Origin of the sequence: Sphingobacterium sp. PCS056, assembly GCF_023273895.1 — a bacterium.
In the GTDB taxonomy this organism is placed as follows: domain Bacteria; phylum Bacteroidota; class Bacteroidia; order Sphingobacteriales; family Sphingobacteriaceae; genus Sphingobacterium.
Genome location: NZ_CP096883.1, coordinates 1454431 through 1473283 on the forward strand (window position 1 = coordinate 1454431; position 18853 = coordinate 1473283).

An 18853-nucleotide genomic window follows, 5' to 3' on the forward strand; every position below is an offset into this window, starting at 1 on the left:
TAAATGGTCTCGAAGTGGTACCTTGTTTTGCAGAAGTGATCACATGTTCTAAAGATAGGGGCACATGTTTAAAAGACTTGGTGGATGGTTTAAGATATGCAGCACGTGGGACAAACATCTAACTACTTCTTTCCAAGATGTGATCACTTGTTATCAAGATGTGATTACTTGTTTTGATGAAATGATCCAAACTTTAAAAGATGGTCCTCCTGAATATCAAGAAGTGATCCCTGTTTGCTATCAATTTTTAGTTTGATCATCTATTAGCGCTCATTTAAATGCTAAATAAATGAGTATTTTTAATGTTTTCATCTTTATATGTTCCTTATAACCAATACTTAATAATTATGGCAAAGTCAAACCGACATCTCGGGAAATACGTTGACCCCAATACAGACTATTCGTTGACGTTTACTTTTTAATTGTACTCATGAACTCAGCCGACTGATGTCGTCCCCGGTTTTGGGTGGAAATTTTATTTTGGTAGAGAAGAAAACAAAATTTTATTGATTGAATTTCTTAACAGCTTATTCGAAGAACAAAAAAGTAAATTCGTAAAAACGAATAGATGATGAGGCTTTGAGTAAACCAGGACATGCTGTAACTGTAAAAAGTTACAGCGTGTTTTTTAATAATTTGTCATAAAAAAGGCCTTCCCCGGTAAAGGGGAAGGCCCTGTGTATATGAGGTAGGTATTAGTCTCCTTCGGCCAATGAATTGGCCTGTGTGCTCCAGCCCGGATTTTGATAAATAGAAGAACTCTGATAATCACTTGATCCTGGAGTTTCTGTGGTTAATCTAAAATGTGTTGTTGAAATGGGATTCAAATATTTATTTTGATTCCACGTGTAACCATTAAAAGCGATGTTGCCACTATTTACCCGATAGGGAAGTAAATATTTACCATCATTTTTGGAGGATACATTGGCACCATTGTTCCCAAATTCTATTAAATTAACCTTGCCGATACCGTGGCTAGGTTCGGTATATAATTTATAATTTTCATCCCAAAGATTGAATCCTGCAACCATAAATTGTTTGACTCCATCTAATGCCCGCCATCTTTTGAGATCATTCCAGCGCATCGCTTCTGCTGTAAACTCAACTCGTCTTTCGCGACGAATATTGTAAAGCGTAGGAGAGATGAGGGTAGCTGCCGAATATTTAGCCCAATCTTCCTCTTTTGAGAGATCGGTATTGGCAATTGTTTTATTATAGTCAACATCCACGTTACTCCTTTTGCGAACTGCTTGCCAATACTTGGTACTATTGGCATCTAATGAACCGTCCAGTTCATAATTAGCTTCGACATAATTTAAGTACGCTTCTGTTGCTCTGAAGACGACACTGGCTATGGTACTGGTTTTGGTAGGGGGTTTGCGCGGCATCGGGGGTAAGTCCTTTTTTTAGCGAATAACCAGTAGGGTTTCTATTTTCATTTTGACCGATAACAATTGGAGGTCTGTAATAATATCCTTTTCCATCGATACTCCATTCGTTAAATGATGGATCATTGGCTAACAAATCACCGGTTTTTAAAATATTGTACCCTAGTCGAGGGTCTCGATCCTTAAATACAGCTTCGTAAGAGGCATCTCCAGCATACCCTGAATTGGAAGCATAAATAGGAATGCTTTATCCAGATTAGCTAAAATAAAACGTGCGACCTCATTCCTTGGTCTACGTCTGCTGAGTTGTCTAATTTTGTTATAATCTTCAGGAACTTCTTCTGTAATAATGGGGAAATCACCTAATGCAACGAGTTTGTTAAAATATAGATAGGCTCTAAAGAAGTACATCTCACCCAAATAATGTTTGATATGGGTTAAGCTTCCTGTAATTTGTCCGTTTTCTATCCGAGGGGTCACGGTATTGATAAAATAATTGACCGATCTGATTCCTGAAAAGTTCCAATCTCCTCCTGTATCACCAACACGCGTCTTAATTGTTATTGAACAATTTCCGCTTGTTCACTGCTTATGGTAAAGATACGATTTGCAAATTTCCGGATTAACATGTTTCAAATGGGTTCAATTTGACCGTATTGGAACCACGACATAGAAAAATAAGGAGCATAAGTTTTTAAATATCAGATAGCGAAAGTCGTTGGGTAAACCCATCGACTTTTTTGTGTGTAAAACCAAAAATTTAGGCTTCAAAAAAATGTGTCTTTAAGGTATTCAAAAGTTTATTTTTTTTTATATTTATTGTTAAGTTTGAATATATAAACGAAATCATAATAAGCCCTGTGAAGATTACAATATTTGAATATCCTCCGTACTTAAATTATATAAATAATGGCTAAGGGAGATCAATATACGGCGACTAGCAGCATGTGGTTGAGGCAGATCACAAAAGAGAAAAAAGACCTAGCATCAATTTATATTTATGCCATTCTGAGCGGTCTTGTTCAGTTGAGTATTCCACTCGGCATCCAAGCGATCGTCAGTTTTGTTCTGGGAGCTACCATGGTCACATCTTTATACTTACTCATTGGTTTTGTCGTCTTAGCAACTTTTTTGATGGGTGTTTTTCGAATTAAAGTGATGCAGATCATCGAAAAAATACAGCAGAAAATTTTCGTCGAATATGCGATTGCATTTGCACAGAAGCTTCCGAAAATAGACCTCTCCGCAACAAAAAAATACTACCTCCCCGAATTGATAAACCGTTTTTTTGATACTCAGAATTTACAGAAAGGAATTTCTAAAATATTGTTGGAGATACCGACAGCATTGATCCAGATCGTCTTTGGGATTATCCTGTTGTCTTTTTATCACCCTTGGTTTCTGGTATTTGGGGCTGTCGTTATCATCATCGTCGTTAGCATTTTTTATTTTACAATTGATTCTGGCATTCAATCCAGTATTGAGGAAAGTAGTAAAAAATATGAAGTGGCTTCCTGGCTTGAAGATATCGCGGGCGCAATAAAAACATTTAAGATTATTTCAAAAACCAATATGCATCTCGCAGGCGCAGATCAGCGTGTGGTCCAATACCTCAATCATCGGACTTCCCACTTTAAGGTGCTGTTGATTCAATATAAATCGATCATCGGTTTTAATGTGATCATTACTTTGGTGATGTTGGCTATTGGAACCTATTTGCTGGTCAATCAAAAGCTCAATATCGGGGCCTTTGTCGCTACCGAAATTGTGGTCATTATGATCATGTCTGCGGTTGAAAAGTTGATCAAAAGCCTCGAAAGCTATTACGATATGATCGCTTCGCTCGTGAAATTAAATAAAGTAACCGGACTGTTGGAAGAGCCCAATGGAGAAATCATACTAGAGGGGCAAAGCAGTGGTCTTGAGGTGTTGTTTAAAGACGTCAGTTTAAATTTCGGCGATAGCAGACCCATTTTTACAAATCTCAATTTTTATGTTCCATCCAATAGTCTCGCTGTCATATCAGGAAAGGTGGGAGCAGGTAAATCCATGCTTCTGAATATGATCGCCGGATTTTATGACGCAACTTCTGGTAATATACTTTTTGATAAAATACCCATCAAAAATATCGATAAAATCGCCTTGCGTAATCGAATTGGCTTATATATGGAAGATATGACGATCATTAAAGGTACGCTTCATGAAAACCTGGTACTGGGACGTGAAAACATCAGCACTGAGGATATTCTGAGACTTTCTGAAGCCATTGGTATCGAACACCTCTCTGATCAATTTAGCAATGGTTTCTATACTTTATTGAGTGAGACGGATACCGAAATATCTTTTAGTGCAAGAAAAATGATTTTGATGCTCAGAGCGCTTTTGGGTAATAATCGTCTCCTGCTACTGGAAGACCCGCTGGATGGAATGGATGATATATTCAGAACTAAATTGTTGCAATATCTCCATCGGATCAAAGCGCATACAACGATTATTATCGTATCAAAAGAAAGAGATATTATGGAGATTGCCGACCAGCACCTCTACTTACGCAACCGTACGATTGAAATTAAGTAAAGCGACCTTCTACCCATGAAACTAACATCATTCGATAACATATACCATATCCATCAGCAGTCTAATGTAAAGAGATGGTTTGTCATCTTAGCGTTGATCTGCTTGGTCATACTATTTCTCCCCTGGACACAAAATATCAAAGTGAAAGGTACAGTGACAACACTTTATCAGGATCAGCGACCGCAACAGCTTCATTCGCCGATACCGGGTAAGATCATTAAATGGTATGTGAAAAATGGGGATTTTGTACAAAAAGGAGATACCATCCTACAGTTGTCAGAAGTAAAGGAAGACTATATGGATACCTTGCTCGTGCAACGTACGGAGCAACAGGTAAACGCAAAAAAAGGGGTACGCGATTATTACGAAGCTAAAGTGGGGACCACGGCAGACCAGCTGAAGGCACTTGCCTCAGGAAGAGAATTGAAATTGGCTCAACTCAAAGTGAAGGTCAGCCAGTTGAATAATAAGCGACAAGCAGAGGAGGCTGAGCTTCTGGCGATGACCAATGAGCTGCGGTTAAGTGAAGATCAATTTAATCGACAGAAAAAAATGTATGATGAAGGGCTGGTATCACTTACCCAGTTTCAGCAGCGTAATATCGCCTATCAAAACGTGCTGGCTAAAAAAACAGCTATCGATCAAAAATTGGCGCAGACGAGGCAGGAAATCGTAGCGGTGGAGATCGAACAAAATGCCACGATACAGGATTATACGGAAAAATTAAGTAAGACGGAGGGTGATCGATTAACGAGTATGGGACAGATCGAGGGAAGTACGGGAGAAATTGCAAAACTTGAAAATCAGGTCGCCAATTATAAAGCAAGACAAGGGTTATACTATGTGGTCGCTTCACAGCATGGTCAAATTGTGCAACTGAATAAGGGCGGTATCGGAGAGATTTTAAAGGAAACAGAAAGTATTGGTACAATTGTACCGAGTGAGGTCAATTATGCGGTCGAGATTTTTGTTAAGCCTGTAGATCTGCCTTTGCTTAAGGTAGGACAGCGCGTGATGTGTGTGTTTGATGGTTTTCCGGCGATCGTCTTCTCAGGCTGGCCTACAACAAGCTATGGTACATTTGCAGGTCAGGTGATTGCGGTAGAAAGTAATATCAATGCCAGTGGTCTTTTTAGGGCTTTAGTTGTCGAAGCGAAAGGCCAAAAACCATGGCCTCCACAGATCAAGGTGGGAGCAGGGGTGCAGGGGATCGCGATCCTCAATGATGTACCGATTTGGTATGAGCTATGGCGAAATATCAATGGATTTCCGCCCGATTATTATACCGTTAAAAATGAACAAAAAGCAACGACTGATGAGGCGACCAAATAGTTTTATTTTACTATTGATCCTCTGCTGTTTTGGACCTATTTCTTACGGTCAGGATACCTTACGTTTATCGTACAACGAGTTTTTGGCGATTGTCAAAAATTACCATCCTTTAGCTTTTAAATACCGCTTGCAGAATCGAATGGCTGAAACTGATGTCTTGCAGGCGCGAGGAAATTTTGATCCCGTACTGGATGCAAAAATTGGTGACAAAACTATAGATGGTCTCGATTATTATAAACAACGCAACATCAGTTTGGGTATTCCGACTTGGTATGGTATTGAAGTGAATGGTAGTTATAACCATCTGGATGGAGAGAAACTCAATAATAGCGATACCAAAGGTGGATTATACCAGATCGGCGTGACCGTGCCCTTAGCTAAAAATTTATTATACGACAAACGCAGGGCACTTTTAGAACAGGCACAGATTGCCAGACGTATGACCGAAGCTGAGCAACTGTTACTGACCAATGAGCTGCTGATGAACGCGGAGAATACGTATTGGGAATGGGTAAAACACTATGAAAACTATCTCTTGCAGCATGAAACAGTAAATATCAATAAAGAACGTTTAGATCTCGTAATTAAAACTTTTCAACATGGAGAGCAAGCTGCGATAGATACCACCGAAGCATGGTCTCAACTGCAAAGTTTTGAAATGCAGCAACAAGATGCCTTGCTTCAATTTATAGGTGCTACACAGCAACTTTCGATTTATCTTTGGCAGGAAAATCAGCAGCCAATTTCGATTGCAACAGCACTTGTCCCTGCTGAACGATTAGATAAAAATAATCTTTATAGCTCTTATGCAGAAATGCTTGCGGAGGCTGATGGACAGCTTCTACGGGATCATGCCGCATTACGATACTACGATGAAAAGGCGCGAATCCTCGAAAGCGAACGTAGACTGAAACTGCAAAGCCTATTGCCTAAGATTGATTTTACTTATAACTTCTTGCGAAAGGAAGGTTATAGACATCATTATTTCCCACTTTTTGACAATAATTATCAGTATGCTTTAAAACTAGAAATCCCTATTTTTTTAAGACAGGCTAGAGCGGATTATAAAAACGCAAAATTTAAAATTCATCAAAATGATTTAGACCTTAAATTTAAAAGTCAGGAACTCACGACAAAAATTGCTGGTTATAGAAATGAGGTCATCAACTATTGGAGGCAGATCGATATTGCTACAAAAAATATCGATAATTACAGAAAATTACTGCAAGCCGAACAAACCCGATATTTGAACGGAGAAAGTTCGCTCTTCTTGATCAATAGCCGTGAAAATAAGCTCATCGATGCTCAGGAAAAAATATTGGAATTGAGACTCAAATTTCTGAAAAGTTATAGTAAACTAAAATGGACCAATACGAATTTTATGAAGACTGGCGATTAGCCGTTTGAAAGAAGCCCCAAGGCAGTGGAGAGCCCCCCAAAAAGTTTATGATCTAGCAGTTTGATTTGTTATTTTGATGAGCTCGATATGCAATCGGGATCATAACATTTTATGTGTTCTATCCTTTTTTTAGAATTTCTGAAAGGCATTTGAATACCACATTTAGTTATATGTCCAATTTCTAGAATTAAATTGAGGTCTGCTGAATAAACCACTCGATCACTTGCTGCTCAATCAATCCGTTACTCCGTCGATTGTATGATGATCACGGCTTGGAGGATCAGAATGATCTCCGGATCTATAGGACTCGGTAAAACTGCAAGATTTTCCGATAATGGTTATGCTGTATTCGTAGCCTTTGTCACTTGTGAATGAGCAGGTACCAGATGATATATCTTCTGCTGTGAAATGACTTTCGTCTAGCCGCTCACCGTCAGGCCAATGGATCTTGACCAGTTTATCATGTTCAATAGCTACATCTAGCGTATAACAATTACTGCTGGCTGTATTGGGATGATGATACTCAACAGTAGCACAATACGTTCCATTAGGGAAGGTATAGTCCTTTGATTTTGATCCCTTATTTTCATGTGCTGAATCATGCTTATGTTCGTTCTGCTTAGCGGAATGAGCATCGGGATCTCCCGCCTGACAAGAAATGAAGAATACCAGTATGATCATATAGATAACAATTTTCATGATGTTACATTTGATATAGTAAATAACTCTTGGCCCTACGCATGTTTTTGCGATAAAGTTTCATCGATTATGGCAGTATTTTGCTATGCAGTAAGATAACGATTCGTATGAGCATGCGCAATTATAATTTGAAAAATCCTTCTTTTTTTTATTTCCGTAAATAGAATGATCTTCGCATGAACTTATTCCCGTTACTCCCTGAAATTATATTCAAACTAGCGATTTTTGTTTTTATATACATCTAACATCATGAAAATTACCGATATTATGAAATAATGGACAAATGGATGGGATGCTGAAGTCAGAGTTACATTAAAGCGTAGTTAGTTAGTTAGTTAGTTAGTTAGTTAGTTAGTTAGTTAGTTAGTTAGTTAGTTATAGTCGATATGTTGTAGGAAGTGAATAGCTTTTTGATAGTCGCGTTTATTGTAAAATAGATTTCCCAGGTACAGTAAACCAAGGGTGTCTCCAGGTTTTATTGCTAGTGCTCTGCTAAAATCGCCGATCGCTTGATCTATTTGCCTTGATAGGAAATAATTTGACTTATTTTCATATTTATAATTCTATCTTGAAAAATGAGGAATACCACCCCATAAAAAATTCTCAACCGGGCAGTAACGACGTGTAAGTTAGCACATGGTGGATGTTTTGTCTTTAATGGAGCTCCCAGTAAATTTTGATTGATTTTAAATTTCAAAATATAGGGTAAAAATCATGTAAGTGGTAGGTAGGCTGGAACTATTGACCAAGATATCGTGATGCATACATGCCCAATTTGGACCAGCACTAAAATAGAGATATACAAGTACAGTTCAAAATAAGAAAAGCTCTTTCACCTGCTTGAAAGAGCTTTTACAATGAAATATACGCTATAAAGCTAACTATAGCTAATATAAAGATATACTAAATCAATTAGATCTGATCAAGAATATTAAAATTCCGTGTTTCTACCCGAAGTTATCCAGTATTTTGTACGTCAATATGGTGTTCATCATACGTTTTTTAAAAGAGCAAAATAATGAGGAGCCCAGGCTCGCCGATTTCCAGTAACCCTTGTAGCGACTCAATTGGATCCTTTATAATTTAAAATTGTCTATTAAATTTTAATGGTCGTGTTTCGGAAGTGGTGTAACGGGTAGAAGATGATTCATGTATCTATGTGATAAAAGTGCAAATAATGAGGTCAGGTTATTATTTTAACGATTACTGATAAGAGATCCATAAAAACGGCCTGATCATGTGATCAGGCCGTTTCTAGCAATAAGGATATTATTTTATATCCCAGAAGATTCTTCCTTCTGTTTTATTCTGTTCGAGATATAACGGGTTAGCAATCAATTTATTTAAAGCATCATTATAATTATTATTTGCTGCGTTTGGTACTGGTAGGGTAGATCTGCGAGGAATTAAAAATGTAGTGCCTCCAGATTTTATTCTTATTTATAATAGCTGATCTTGCTATAATGGTCGATAGGTATCTTCTTCATAATCAATACTTATAAAAAGGTGCGTTTTCTTGCGTATTTTATTTTTTATGCTTATCCTTACAGTACAATAGAATAGTAAACCATTTATTTTAACAATTATAAACCCTTATAGCCCCATTAAAGTCCTGTTTAAAAACGGACGGAAAGGGTATAACTAAGCTTACATGATGATGAAAACCGGTCAATATATCTTTGGATTTTGCATACTATTGCTGCTTGTCCAACCTCTTTTTGCGCAAATCCGTACAGGTGCGGATCAAACTTCTGAATATCTCGACGATTTGAAAGGGAAAAGAATTGGTATGGTGGTCAATCCTACTTCACGAATCGGAGATCAATCCAGTGTGGATAGTCTGATCGCACTTGGGGTCAATATCGTGAAAGTATTTGGTCCGGAACATGGCTTCCGTGGCGATGTCGGCGCAGGGGTAAAGGTGACAGATGCCATCGATCCGAAGACCGGGGTCAAAATCGTTTCTTTATATGGTAAGACCAATAAGCCGACTAAAGAGATGCTGGAAGATGTGGATCTGATGATTTTTGATATTCAAGATATCGGTGTTCGCTATTTTACGTATATCGGAACCATGCACCGTGTTATGGAAGCTTGCGCCGAGCAGGGGAAAGAGCTGTTGATCTTAGATCGACCTAACCCTAATGGATACTTTATCGACGGACCTATTTTGGATATGGCGTTCAAATCAGGAATCGGCATGCATCCTGTGCCTGTCACCCATGGTATGACCGTCGGGGAATATGCGCAGATGATCAATGGGGAAGGCTGGCTGGCAAATGGCGTGCAGTGCAATATCAAGATTGTGCCAGTGGCAAACTATAGCCACGACACGGAATATATCCCGCCTGTACACATGTCTCCGAATATCAATACCTATCAGGCTGTTTTGTTATATCCGTCGACTTGTTTGTTTGAAGGTACGGTGCTCAGTGAGGGAAGAGGGACTCTATTTCCATTTACCGTTATTGGTGCGCCTGAATTAAAAGGTAAATATAATTTTTCGTTTACGCCAGTCCGTATACCGAATATGAGTGCCACCCCCATTCACCTCAATAAACTATGCTATGGTTTGGATTTAAGAACAGTCGATCTACAAAAATTAAGAGCGTCCAAGCAAATCGACCTTTCGTGGTTGATCGAGACCTATCAGAACTATCCGAATCAAAAAATATTTTTTGATCATAAGCAAAGTAAAGAAATTGTCGTATTTGATAAGTTAGCGGGGGGACCTGCGCTAAGGGAGGCTATTATTGCGGGTCAGTCTGCGGATGAAATTCGTAAAAGCTGGGAACCAGGACTAGCGACCTATAAAGAAATGAGAAAGAAATATTTAATTTATAAGTAATGTTAGCCCTTTACGATACTTGGTCACTTCGTAACTCTGTCACTATTTGTAGAGTTAGTAGGTTAGATAGTGAGTGGGTTTGATAGTTAGTAGGTTAGATAGTTTATGTCAGTTCCAGTTTTAAGATCCTTATGGGTTGGAATAATTGTTTTATTTTGCACACAGCTGTATGGACAGGTGCAGGATAAACGCATTAGTGGAAAGGTTGTTGATGAGAACCGATCGCCTATATCATTGGTTACGATCAGCCTGTATGATCACACTGAAAAGTTAGTTTTGAGTACTGCAACAGATCGTTTGGGGAAATTTCAGATGAAATTTGATCAAACAGGACGCTATTTTGTAAAAGTGAGTCATATGGGCCATCAAGAACAGCAGTCTGCAGTTTTTGATGGGGCAACGATCGATCTGGGGACCATTATGCTTAAGCCAGTGGCCAGTACATTGGCAGAGGTGACTGTGGAAGGAAAGAAAAAACTGATCCAAATCGACGGTGGTACACTTATTTACCATGTCGACGGCACGATTGGAGGACAGGATGTTTCTGTTTTGGAAGCATTGAAAAGAGCTCCAGGTGTCTATGTTGAAAATGAAAGTGACATTACGCTCCATGGAAAAAGTGGGGTGCAGATTTTGTTGGATGGTCGTCAGACTTTTCTTTCTGGAAAAGAATTGACAGATCTGTTAAAATCATTGTCATCCAATAATCTCAAGTCCATTGAAATCATCAATAGCCCAACGGCTAAATACGATGCTACCGGATCAGCAGGTATTATCCATATTAAAACAAAAAAAAATCAAGTAACAGGGCTTAATGGTACGATCAGCAGTACTGTAGCGTATGGTATCAGTGCTAAACAGCTGCAAAATGTCGCGCTCAATTACCGCAAAGACAAATTAAATGTATACGGTAATTATAGCCATACTTTGGGCAATTACAACTATTTATACGGCACAAATCGTCAGCAAAATGGAAAGGCCTATGATAGCCATACGGATGATGTGGATAAACGCCAGAAAATGTCTACGCAGGTGGGGGTGGATTATAATCTGAACGATAAAAATACCATCGGTTTTATGGCAAACGGTAATTTTATCTTTGGAGGGGGGATCACCGATACCCGGACAGCAATCAGTACCCTGCCGTCCTTCGTGATGGAAGAAACCCTAGATGCTATCAATGATTATTATGGACAAGGTACTGCTCGTTATCATGTTAACTTCAACTACAGATACGAAGATACGCTGGGCAGGAGTTTGAATATCGATGCTGATTATGGTTTTTTTGATAAGTGGAATAAAAATTTACAATCCAATACCTACCGCGATGCGCAACAAAGCATTTTTCAGGAAAATCTATATCGGACGCTCAATGGAATCGATATCGATCTAAAAGGAATCAAAATAGACTATGGTACGAAGCTCTGGCAAGGTAAGTTGGAAACAGGTTTGAAGTATTCGAATGTGGGTTCTCGAAACAATTCGAGGTTTTATCATGTAGGTGCTGCCGCTGATAGTTTGGATAATCGACGCTCCAATGATTTTCATTTTGATGAGCATATCTCCAGTGCTTATGTCGATTATAAACGAACGCTAGGAAAATGGTCGCTCCAGGGTGGATTGAGATTAGAAAATTCGCGTTCAACAGGCACGTTATTTTACAAAGAGAACGGTGCGGATCTGGACGATCAAATTAATCGTAATTTTACCAACCTCTTTCCATTTTTTTCTGCTACCAGACCGTTTGGTGAACAGCAGACCCTTTCTTTGTCCTATGCCAAACGGATCGAAAGACCAGCTTATGCCGATTTGAACCCGTTTATCTATATGCTGGACGAATTATCTTTTTGGCAGGGAAATCCGTTTTTAAGTCCATCGCTCACCCATCGCTTTACAGCTTTATACTCTTTAAAAAGTGCCACGGTGATCTCCTTTAATTTTACTTATACGGATCAGTTGAATGCGAAGGTAACGGATACGCTCGATAGCGATAAAATGGTGATGATCAGCAAGAATGTAGGTGCTCAAAAACACTGGTCGCTATCGCTGACACAGAATTTTGCACCTAAACCGTGGTGGGATCTTACTTTTAATGGTCTTTTTTATTATATCCAAAATGATATTTCTTTTGATCAGTATAGAAATCTGAACTTGCAACAGGCAGCAGGTCGTGTGAGTTTAATACAATCTTTTAAGCTGCCTTATAAGATGAAAGCCGAACTGGCGGCTGTCTATCATTCAAGACGTCTCAGTGGTGCCAATACGCTGAGCAGGGCTGTTAGTCAGGTTGATATTGCTTTTCAGAAAACGATGCTACAGGATAAAGCGACGGTCAGGTTTGCGATCAATGACATCTATAAAGGGAATCAAAGTAAGTACACGCAAAATTTCCCTGGATTTGTTTCGAATAGCTATGGTTACTACGAGTCCAGGCAGGTGCGGTTGAGTTTCAGTTATCGATTCAGCAGTGGAACGGCAAAAGCACAACGCGCACGGAAATCGGCATTGGAAAGTGAAAGTGGAAGAATTCCCTAATTATATCACATCAGTTGATGATTTATTCAAGCTATGTTGCTAAATCGATCAAGATAGCACCTATTTTGTTACATTTCTAATTTTTGATATTTTTTAAAAATTTTGACGTTTAATGCCTAATTATACCTGTTTTTCTTACTTTTCATGTACTTTTTAGCTTAAAATTGAAATAACATTTCATTTATTTTTTGTACATTAGTCTAATATGGAATTAGCAAATATTACAAAAGAGCGGCTTGTAGAAGCTCAAAAAAATGGATATACTGCAATTATTACGAAGTACAATTCAAATCCTTTGGATCCCATCTGGATCTTTGAAAAGGTAAAAAAAGATCAATTTTTTCAATTTTCGGAAGACCTTCAGGACACGTATCAACTATGTTACCCCATCTCGGATGCTATTGAAACGGTAGAAGAATATCCGTTTATAGGAAAATTAAAATTACCGGATTAAAGATGGCGCATGAGGTCGGCCTGATATGAGGGGATGATGAGATTAAATCATAAAAAATAATATCAATATCAAGACGACGAACAATAGAATAGCCTTCTAATAAAAAACCCGCAACATCGAGCTGTTACGGGTTTTCTTTATATAAACCCTATTATGAATAGAAAACTATGCATAATGGAAGATAATAAAAAATATGATCACTAGCAAATATAGTGAAACATATTAGGATTTTCGGGTCCTCACAATTGATCTTTTTTGTACGCTGATCTTTTAAATACATGCTCTCTAGCCAGTACTTGACATAAAGCCTTGCTGATGAAAATAGCATAAGTGATTTGAAATGGGGTTGCGAACTTTTGGTTGATGGCAAAGATGATGTTAAAGCGATCGGTGGCTGTGGTTATGTGCCTGGATGAGTCCGAACTACAGAGTTATTTTATAAAACGGATAGCACGATTTTTAGAAACCAACGACCGCAAATTGGTCGGATGGGACAAAATTTTGGAAGGTGGATAGCCTAAAAATACTCGATCAATACCTTAGCGCGGGTATATGCTAATGATCCCTACCCTCGGGCACTGACGGCAGTGCAACGCAAATATGTAAAAGGCATACAGCTGGCGCTGTGGAATGAATTTATTCCAAATCGAAAACAATTGGAATATATGCTGCTGCCGCGGCTTCCGCCCGCAGCGGAAGTGGCGTGGTCAAAACCGGAAAATAAAAATTTCGAAAAATTTATTGAACGCTTGAATCTGGGACATTTTCAGTCTTGGAGCTGGAAAGGTTGCACCCCCATTATTATACACGTTAAATTCGCCTTTTCTCCCATTTCTATTTTGATAAGCGGTGTATTTTTTGTTAATTTTGAGTTGTGTCATACATAACACTAACAACCTAATTTGCTATATATGAAGTATTTTTTATTATTATGTTCCACTTTTTTCATGTTCTGTTTGGGCCACGCGCAGAGCCGTACAGAAATTCTCCTGGATAAAAATTGGAAATTCTCCCGAACTGAAGATCCTACTTTCACACAACCTGCCTTTGATGATCAAAAATGGCAGTCTGTGCGCATTCCTCATGATTGGGCTATTTATGGGCCATTTTCATCAATAAATGACAAGCAAGTCATGGCTATTGCCCAAGATGGACAAAAGGAGGCTTTGGAACACGCTGGACGTACTGGCGGTCTGCCTTTTGTTGGCGTTGGACAATATCGGACGCAATTTAGATCACCTGAATTTACGAAGGGTAAAAGAGCTCAGCTGGTATTTGATGGTGCTATGAGCAATGCCCAGGTATATATCAACGGGCGGAAAGTAGGCTATTGGCCGTATGGCTATAATACTTTCCATTTTGATGTGACGGAATTTCTTTATGCAGACGGTACTGAGAATACATTGGCGGTTCATCTGGAAAATCTCCCCCAATCATCACGTTGGTATCCTGGAGCCGGATTGTACCGCAATGTGCATTTAATCATTACAGACGAAACGCATATCCCGGTGTGGGGTACGCAGGTGACTACTCCTGTTATTAAAAAGGAATATGCCGAAGTACACATCAAAACAAAAATGAAAACGAGTAATCCGCAGACAATTCGTTATGTGCTAAAAACAGCTATATTAAATCCAGATGGTGATACCGTTGGCCGTATTTCAACCGATCTATCGGCCTATGATGATCAGGTTTTTACGCAACAGATCAGAGTCGATCGTCCGTCACTGTGGGATCTAGATCACCCTCATCTGTACCGTGCTGTATCGCAGCTGTATGGTGATGCACAGCTGAAAGATGAAGTGGAGACCCCATTTGGTATCCGTAGTATGGCGATTGTTCCTGATCAGGGCTTTTTCTTAAATGGAAAGCACCTGAAATTTCAAGGGGTATGTAACCACCATGATCTTGGGCCGTTGGGGTCTGCTGTCAATGAAGCTGCCATACGTCGACAAGTGCGTATAATGAAGGATATGGGTGCAAATGCCATTCGAACTTCACATCATATGCCTGCTCCGGAACTGGTTCGTATCTGTGACGAAATGGGCATGATGCTGATGATCGAAACTTTTGACGAATGGAAAATACCGAAAATGAGCAATGGATACAATCGTTATTTTGATGAATGGGCGGAAAAGGATTTAGTAAATGTTATTCATCATTATCGCAATAATCCATCTGTGGTGATGTGGTGCATCGGAAATGAAGTGGAAGAGCAGAGTGTCAAGACGGGGGCTAGAGTGTCGCGTTTCTTGCAGGATATCTGCCACAGAGAAGACCCTACGCGTCCCGTGACAAACGGTATGGATAGACCCGATGGCGTTTTATTTAACGGGATGGCAGCATCTTTGGATGTCGCAGGATTTAATTACCGCCCGCATCGTTATCAGGAAGAATACGAACGTCTCCCGCAGCAGATTATTTTAGGAACAGAAACAGCATCTACCCTGAGTTCAAGAGGAATATATAAGTTTCCTGTACAACGAAGATCGATGGCAAAGTACGATGACCATCAGGCATCTTCCTACGATATGGAGCATTGTGGCTGGTCTAATCTGCCTGAAGATGATTTTATTCAGCACGAAGATCTACCTTATACGATCGGCGAATTTGTTTGGACAGGATTTGATTATCTGGGCGAGCCGACTCCTTATTATACGGACTGGCCAAGCCATAGTTCCTTGTTTGGTATTGTCGATTTGGCCGGTATCCCTAAAGATCGTTATTATTTGTACAGAAGCCATTGGAATAAAACGGCAAATACCTTGCATATACTGCCGCACTGGACATTTCCGGGACGGGAGGGTCAGGTGACCCCTGTATTTGCCTATACCAATTATCCGACAGCTGAACTCTTTATCAATGGGAAAAGTCAAGGTAAAATAAGTAAAGACACTTCGGTCACACTCTTTAATTCAAATGATAAAACTGTTGATAGACAAAAACGGTATCGCTTGATGTGGATGGATTGTAAGTATGAACCAGGCACAATAAAAGTAGTTGCTTATGATCGAGACGGCCGTGTCGCAGAGCAGGTGGTCCATACAGCCGGCAAGCCTCACCGTATTCAGCTCAAGGCAGATCGTAAAAACCTGAAAGCTGATGGAAAGGATTTATCTTTTATTGAGGTCAGTATGGTTGATAAAGATGGAAATTTGTGTCCAGATGAAACACGTGAAATACAATTTAAAGTGAAAGGTTTGGGCCAATTTAAGGCTGCAGCTAATGGAAATCCAGCCAGTCTGGAGTCTTTTCAATCGCCGTTTATGAAATTGTTCAGTGGCCGACTGACAGCTATCGTCGAATCTTCGGAACACCGTGGGAAAATCATCTTCGAAGCCTCTGCGAAGGGTGTTAAATCTGCTAAGCTGGAGCTGATATCCGAATAGATAGATCACCTGCAGTAGCGATTTGAATGGAGGTCAAACCGCAGCGTTCTAGACTTGTGCTCACACTTTTATGCCTACCGAAAGCCTGATTTATTGATCAGGCTTTCGCTTGATAGGAACTGATCACTCCGGCAGTCCCTCATGCGCTGAATAAAGGAATAATGAGCCCATAATCACGATGATGTGCTAAATCAATAAAATATTTCGAAATAGCTGTTTTATACTGCACAAGTAGCTATTTAAACGGTTAACGAATTAATCGTATTTTTTGCAGCTGCCACCGGGCATGCTAATTTGTAGGAAGTAATTATTTTCATCAAGTGCGATCGTATGCTGAAGTTAGCGGGCAACCACTTCACTAAAAGTCTTGATTCAGTGTTCTCGATATGCAACCGCTATGACAAACAAACCCTCTTCTTTCCAAGATGTGATCACTTGTTGTCAAGATGTGATCCAAACGTTAAAAGATAGACCTCCTGAACGTCAATAAGAGATGACTTTATGGCATCAATTTCTGATTTTATAGAAATTGTTGTCCCACATTTGCCGTTTCTTGTCCCACATTTTGATTTGCTTTCCCATTTTGTCCCACATTTCGATTTGTACTCCGATTCGCTTTTATGTTTGCTTCATGATGTTCGTCCGGAAGGGCATCAGTTATCATTTATTTATTCATGGAGCAAGAGCTCAAAAAAGTAATGACTATGAGAAAGAAAAAAGTAATCTTAGACTACTCACAAATTAATGATGATGGGTTTAACACGTTGGTTGGAAAAGTACTGGACTGCCTGAAAGATCATGTGGTCCTGGTTGATTTGCCTGTAAGTTTGGAAGATCTTCAAAGTCAAGCAGATGATTTTAAGGTAAAGTGGCAGAAAGCAAGCCGCGGCGGCAGTGTGTTGGAAATTGCAGAGAAGAATGATAGTAAAAGGATCGTGGCGGATAGTCTTAAAAAGACGGCATTCTACGTTAATATGGTAGCCGATGGATCGCGTTCCATCTTATTGAGTTCGGGTCTTATCTTGGAAAGTGATGCTAAAACAGCACAGATCCCGGTGCAAGTGCAAGGTGCTGCACTTGTCGATGGTAGACAGAGCAATCAAATGCAAGTCAAATTTAAGCCGATCAAAGATGCTTTGTTGTACGAGTACCAGGTGACGAGTGATTTAGATCAGTTTGATCAACCTGTATGGGGGGAAATCTTTCAGACGAGTACGAGCTATGCTAATATTTTCTCTCCGGTAAAGCCAGGTTTTACCTATCATTTAAGGATACGTGCGCGTAATCGAAGAGGTATCGGGGATTGGTGTGAGCCCGTTCGTCTAACAGCACGCTAAACGATTGATATGGCGAAGATGCTGGTCAAGCGAATCAGACAGGGGAACAACAGTACCCTGTCTGAAATCTATGTCGACGATGTGATGATTAGCTATGGTCTAGAAGATGCGGTAAGGGAACGTAAAATAAAAGGTGAGACTGCGATTCCTGCTGGTGAATATCCGCTTATATTAAATACCTATGGCGCCATGAATGCGCGATATAAACGTAAATTTCAGGCCGTACATCAAGGTATGGTGGAGATCAAAGAGATCCCGAATTACAGCTATGTATACATCCATATCGGAAACAATATCGGTGATACGGCAGGTTGTCTGCTGGTCGGACAAAGCTGGGAGTTGATCGAAGGCGATTATGAACTTCGACGTTCAAAAAAAGCCTATATCGCTCTTTATCAAAAGCTGATCAAGCTCATGGCGAAGGAACAGGTTTTTATAGTGATCAGTAACGAAGTGAACAAGTGACGGAGTGATCTATTCATAAACTCCTGCTTAACTATCTAACTATCTAACTATCTAACTATCTAACCCTCTAACTATCTAACCCTCTAACTTTAAAATAACAATGAAAAAAATTATCAAAAAAATAAGTGGAGCTATCCAGGTGATTTTGCTTGCTCCGATCCAATTGCCAGGTAAATTTATCCATATCATCAAGTATATTGGTCTTGGACTTGGTATAATCGAATCGGTCATTACGGACAAAGATGAACAGGTGCAAAATAGCGAGGAACCAGACTGTAAAACTACGCCTGCACAATTGCTTTCTGATGGTGATGATTTAGTGCCTTCTGCTAAGGAGAGTTGCGAATCTAAAAATGTATCCGGTCGTGTGATACGATACGATCTGGAAACTGGCAAGGAGGTGTCGGATGAAACCGAATGATATCCGGCT

General features: G+C 39.6%; 17 protein-coding genes. 13 read left to right on the plus strand and 4 right to left on the minus strand.

Annotated features, from left to right (window positions below; translation table 11 throughout):
- Window positions 1–64 precede the first annotated feature (64 nt).
- A complete protein-coding gene (locus tag MUB18_RS06215; RefSeq protein WP_248755314.1) occupies window positions 65–256 on the plus strand; it encodes a hypothetical protein in 192 nt (63 codons plus the stop codon).
- Window positions 257–695: 439 nt separating this feature from the next.
- Here the strand turns inward: MUB18_RS06215 and MUB18_RS06220 are convergent, their stop codons facing one another.
- Window positions 696–1388 carry a RagB/SusD family nutrient uptake outer membrane protein gene (locus MUB18_RS06220; protein ID WP_248755315.1) on the minus strand — a complete coding sequence of 231 codons (693 nt, stop codon included), beginning with the start codon at window positions 1386–1388 and terminating at the stop codon, window positions 696–698.
- A 162-nt stretch (window positions 1389–1550) separates the two neighbouring features.
- Complete coding sequence (locus tag MUB18_RS06225; protein WP_248755316.1) at window positions 1551–1868, minus strand: RagB/SusD family nutrient uptake outer membrane protein; 318 nt, start codon at window positions 1866–1868, stop codon at window positions 1551–1553.
- Window positions 1869–2297: 429 nt separating this feature from the next.
- Here MUB18_RS06225 and MUB18_RS06230 point away from each other — a divergent pair, with 429 nt between their 5' ends.
- The 3 genes from MUB18_RS06230 to MUB18_RS06240 are packed head-to-tail and all read left to right on the plus strand — an operon-like array spanning window position 2298 to window position 6696.
- On the plus strand, window positions 2298–3965 hold the full coding sequence (locus tag MUB18_RS06230; RefSeq protein ID WP_248755317.1) for an ABC transporter ATP-binding protein: 1668 nt from the start codon (window positions 2298–2300) through the stop codon (window positions 3963–3965).
- Between the two features lie 15 nt (window positions 3966–3980).
- Window positions 3981–5297, plus strand: coding sequence for an HlyD family secretion protein (locus MUB18_RS06235; RefSeq protein ID WP_248755318.1), 1317 nt, complete (start codon window positions 3981–3983; stop codon window positions 5295–5297).
- A complete protein-coding gene (locus tag MUB18_RS06240; RefSeq protein ID WP_248755319.1) occupies window positions 5260–6696 on the plus strand; it encodes a TolC family protein in 1437 nt (478 codons plus the stop codon). The genes MUB18_RS06235 and MUB18_RS06240 overlap by 38 nt, the downstream gene beginning before the upstream one ends.
- A 234-nt stretch (window positions 6697–6930) precedes the next feature.
- On the opposite strand, the gene MUB18_RS06245 is transcribed toward MUB18_RS06240, so the two are convergent.
- A complete protein-coding gene (locus MUB18_RS06245) occupies window positions 6931–7395 on the minus strand; it encodes a hypothetical protein (RefSeq protein ID WP_052627433.1) in 465 nt (154 codons plus the stop codon).
- Window positions 7396–9049: 1654 nt separating this feature from the next.
- Here MUB18_RS06245 and MUB18_RS06250 point away from each other — a divergent pair.
- From MUB18_RS06250 to MUB18_RS06270, 6 genes are all read left to right on the plus strand, one after another.
- Window positions 9050–10243: an exo-beta-N-acetylmuramidase NamZ domain-containing protein gene (locus tag MUB18_RS06250; protein ID WP_084405453.1), complete on the plus strand. Its 1194-nt coding sequence runs from the start codon at window positions 9050–9052 to the stop codon at window positions 10241–10243.
- A gap of 105 nt (window positions 10244–10348) precedes the next feature.
- Window positions 10349–12778, plus strand: coding sequence for an outer membrane beta-barrel protein (locus MUB18_RS06255; protein WP_094773095.1), 2430 nt, complete (start codon window positions 10349–10351; stop codon window positions 12776–12778).
- A gap of 205 nt (window positions 12779–12983) precedes the next feature.
- A complete protein-coding gene (locus tag MUB18_RS06260) occupies window positions 12984–13232 on the plus strand; it encodes a hypothetical protein (protein ID WP_045753003.1) in 249 nt (82 codons plus the stop codon).
- A gap of 363 nt (window positions 13233–13595) precedes the next feature.
- Window positions 13596–13748 carry a hypothetical protein gene (locus MUB18_RS06265; protein WP_248755321.1) on the plus strand — a complete coding sequence of 51 codons (153 nt, stop codon included), beginning with the start codon at window positions 13596–13598 and terminating at the stop codon, window positions 13746–13748.
- 14 nt (window positions 13749–13762) lie between these two features.
- A complete protein-coding gene (locus MUB18_RS21940; RefSeq protein ID WP_411028117.1) occupies window positions 13763–14119 on the plus strand; it encodes a family 20 glycosylhydrolase in 357 nt (118 codons plus the stop codon).
- Between the two features lie 24 nt (window positions 14120–14143).
- Complete coding sequence (locus MUB18_RS06270; protein WP_248755322.1) at window positions 14144–16621, plus strand: glycoside hydrolase family 2 TIM barrel-domain containing protein; 2478 nt, start codon at window positions 14144–14146, stop codon at window positions 16619–16621.
- A gap of 520 nt (window positions 16622–17141) precedes the next feature.
- Here MUB18_RS06270 and MUB18_RS06275 read toward each other — a convergent pair.
- Window positions 17142–17285 (minus strand): hypothetical protein, encoded by a 144-nt coding sequence (locus MUB18_RS06275; RefSeq protein WP_248755323.1) that lies wholly within the window; start codon window positions 17283–17285, stop codon window positions 17142–17144.
- 40 nt (window positions 17286–17325) lie between these two features.
- Between MUB18_RS06275 and MUB18_RS06280 the strand changes: the two genes are divergently transcribed.
- From MUB18_RS06280 to MUB18_RS06290, 3 genes are all read left to right on the plus strand, one after another.
- Window positions 17326–17958, plus strand: coding sequence for a fibronectin type III domain-containing protein (locus MUB18_RS06280; RefSeq protein ID WP_248755324.1), 633 nt, complete (start codon window positions 17326–17328; stop codon window positions 17956–17958).
- 9 nt (window positions 17959–17967) lie between these two features.
- A complete protein-coding gene (locus MUB18_RS06285) occupies window positions 17968–18423 on the plus strand; it encodes a DUF5675 family protein (RefSeq protein WP_248755325.1) in 456 nt (151 codons plus the stop codon).
- Between the two features lie 100 nt (window positions 18424–18523).
- Complete coding sequence (locus MUB18_RS06290; protein WP_248755326.1) at window positions 18524–18844, plus strand: hypothetical protein; 321 nt, start codon at window positions 18524–18526, stop codon at window positions 18842–18844.
- Window positions 18845–18853: the final 9 nt, after the last annotated feature.

Bases quoted from the DNA above. Each gene is read 5' to 3' on its own strand.
- MUB18_RS06255 (WP_094773095.1), top strand. From the start codon at position 10,349: ATGTCAGTTCCAGTTTTAAGATCCTTATGGGTTGGAATAATTGTTTTA.
- MUB18_RS06245 (WP_052627433.1), bottom strand. From the start codon at position 7,395: ATGAAAATTGTTATCTATATGATCATACTGGTATTCTTCATTTCTTGT.
- MUB18_RS06240 (WP_248755319.1), top strand. From the start codon at position 5,260: ATGAACAAAAAGCAACGACTGATGAGGCGACCAAATAGTTTTATTTTA.
- MUB18_RS06270 (WP_248755322.1), top strand. From the start codon at position 14,144: ATGAAGTATTTTTTATTATTATGTTCCACTTTTTTCATGTTCTGTTTG.
- MUB18_RS06230 (WP_248755317.1), top strand. From the start codon at position 2,298: ATGGCTAAGGGAGATCAATATACGGCGACTAGCAGCATGTGGTTGAGG.
- MUB18_RS06290 (WP_248755326.1), top strand. From the start codon at position 18,524: ATGAAAAAAATTATCAAAAAAATAAGTGGAGCTATCCAGGTGATTTTG.
- MUB18_RS06220 (WP_248755315.1), bottom strand. From the start codon at position 1,388: ATGCCGCGCAAACCCCCTACCAAAACCAGTACCATAGCCAGTGTCGTC.
- MUB18_RS06250 (WP_084405453.1), top strand. From the start codon at position 9,050: ATGATGAAAACCGGTCAATATATCTTTGGATTTTGCATACTATTGCTG.
- MUB18_RS06265 (WP_248755321.1), top strand. From the start codon at position 13,596: ATGGCAAAGATGATGTTAAAGCGATCGGTGGCTGTGGTTATGTGCCTG.
- MUB18_RS06280 (WP_248755324.1), top strand. From the start codon at position 17,326: ATGAGAAAGAAAAAAGTAATCTTAGACTACTCACAAATTAATGATGAT.
- MUB18_RS06275 (WP_248755323.1), bottom strand. From the start codon at position 17,285: ATGATAACTGATGCCCTTCCGGACGAACATCATGAAGCAAACATAAAA.
- MUB18_RS06235 (WP_248755318.1), top strand. From the start codon at position 3,981: ATGAAACTAACATCATTCGATAACATATACCATATCCATCAGCAGTCT.
- MUB18_RS06285 (WP_248755325.1), top strand. From the start codon at position 17,968: ATGGCGAAGATGCTGGTCAAGCGAATCAGACAGGGGAACAACAGTACC.
- MUB18_RS06260 (WP_045753003.1), top strand. From the start codon at position 12,984: ATGGAATTAGCAAATATTACAAAAGAGCGGCTTGTAGAAGCTCAAAAA.
- MUB18_RS06215 (WP_248755314.1), top strand. From the start codon at position 65: ATGTTTAAAAGACTTGGTGGATGGTTTAAGATATGCAGCACGTGGGAC.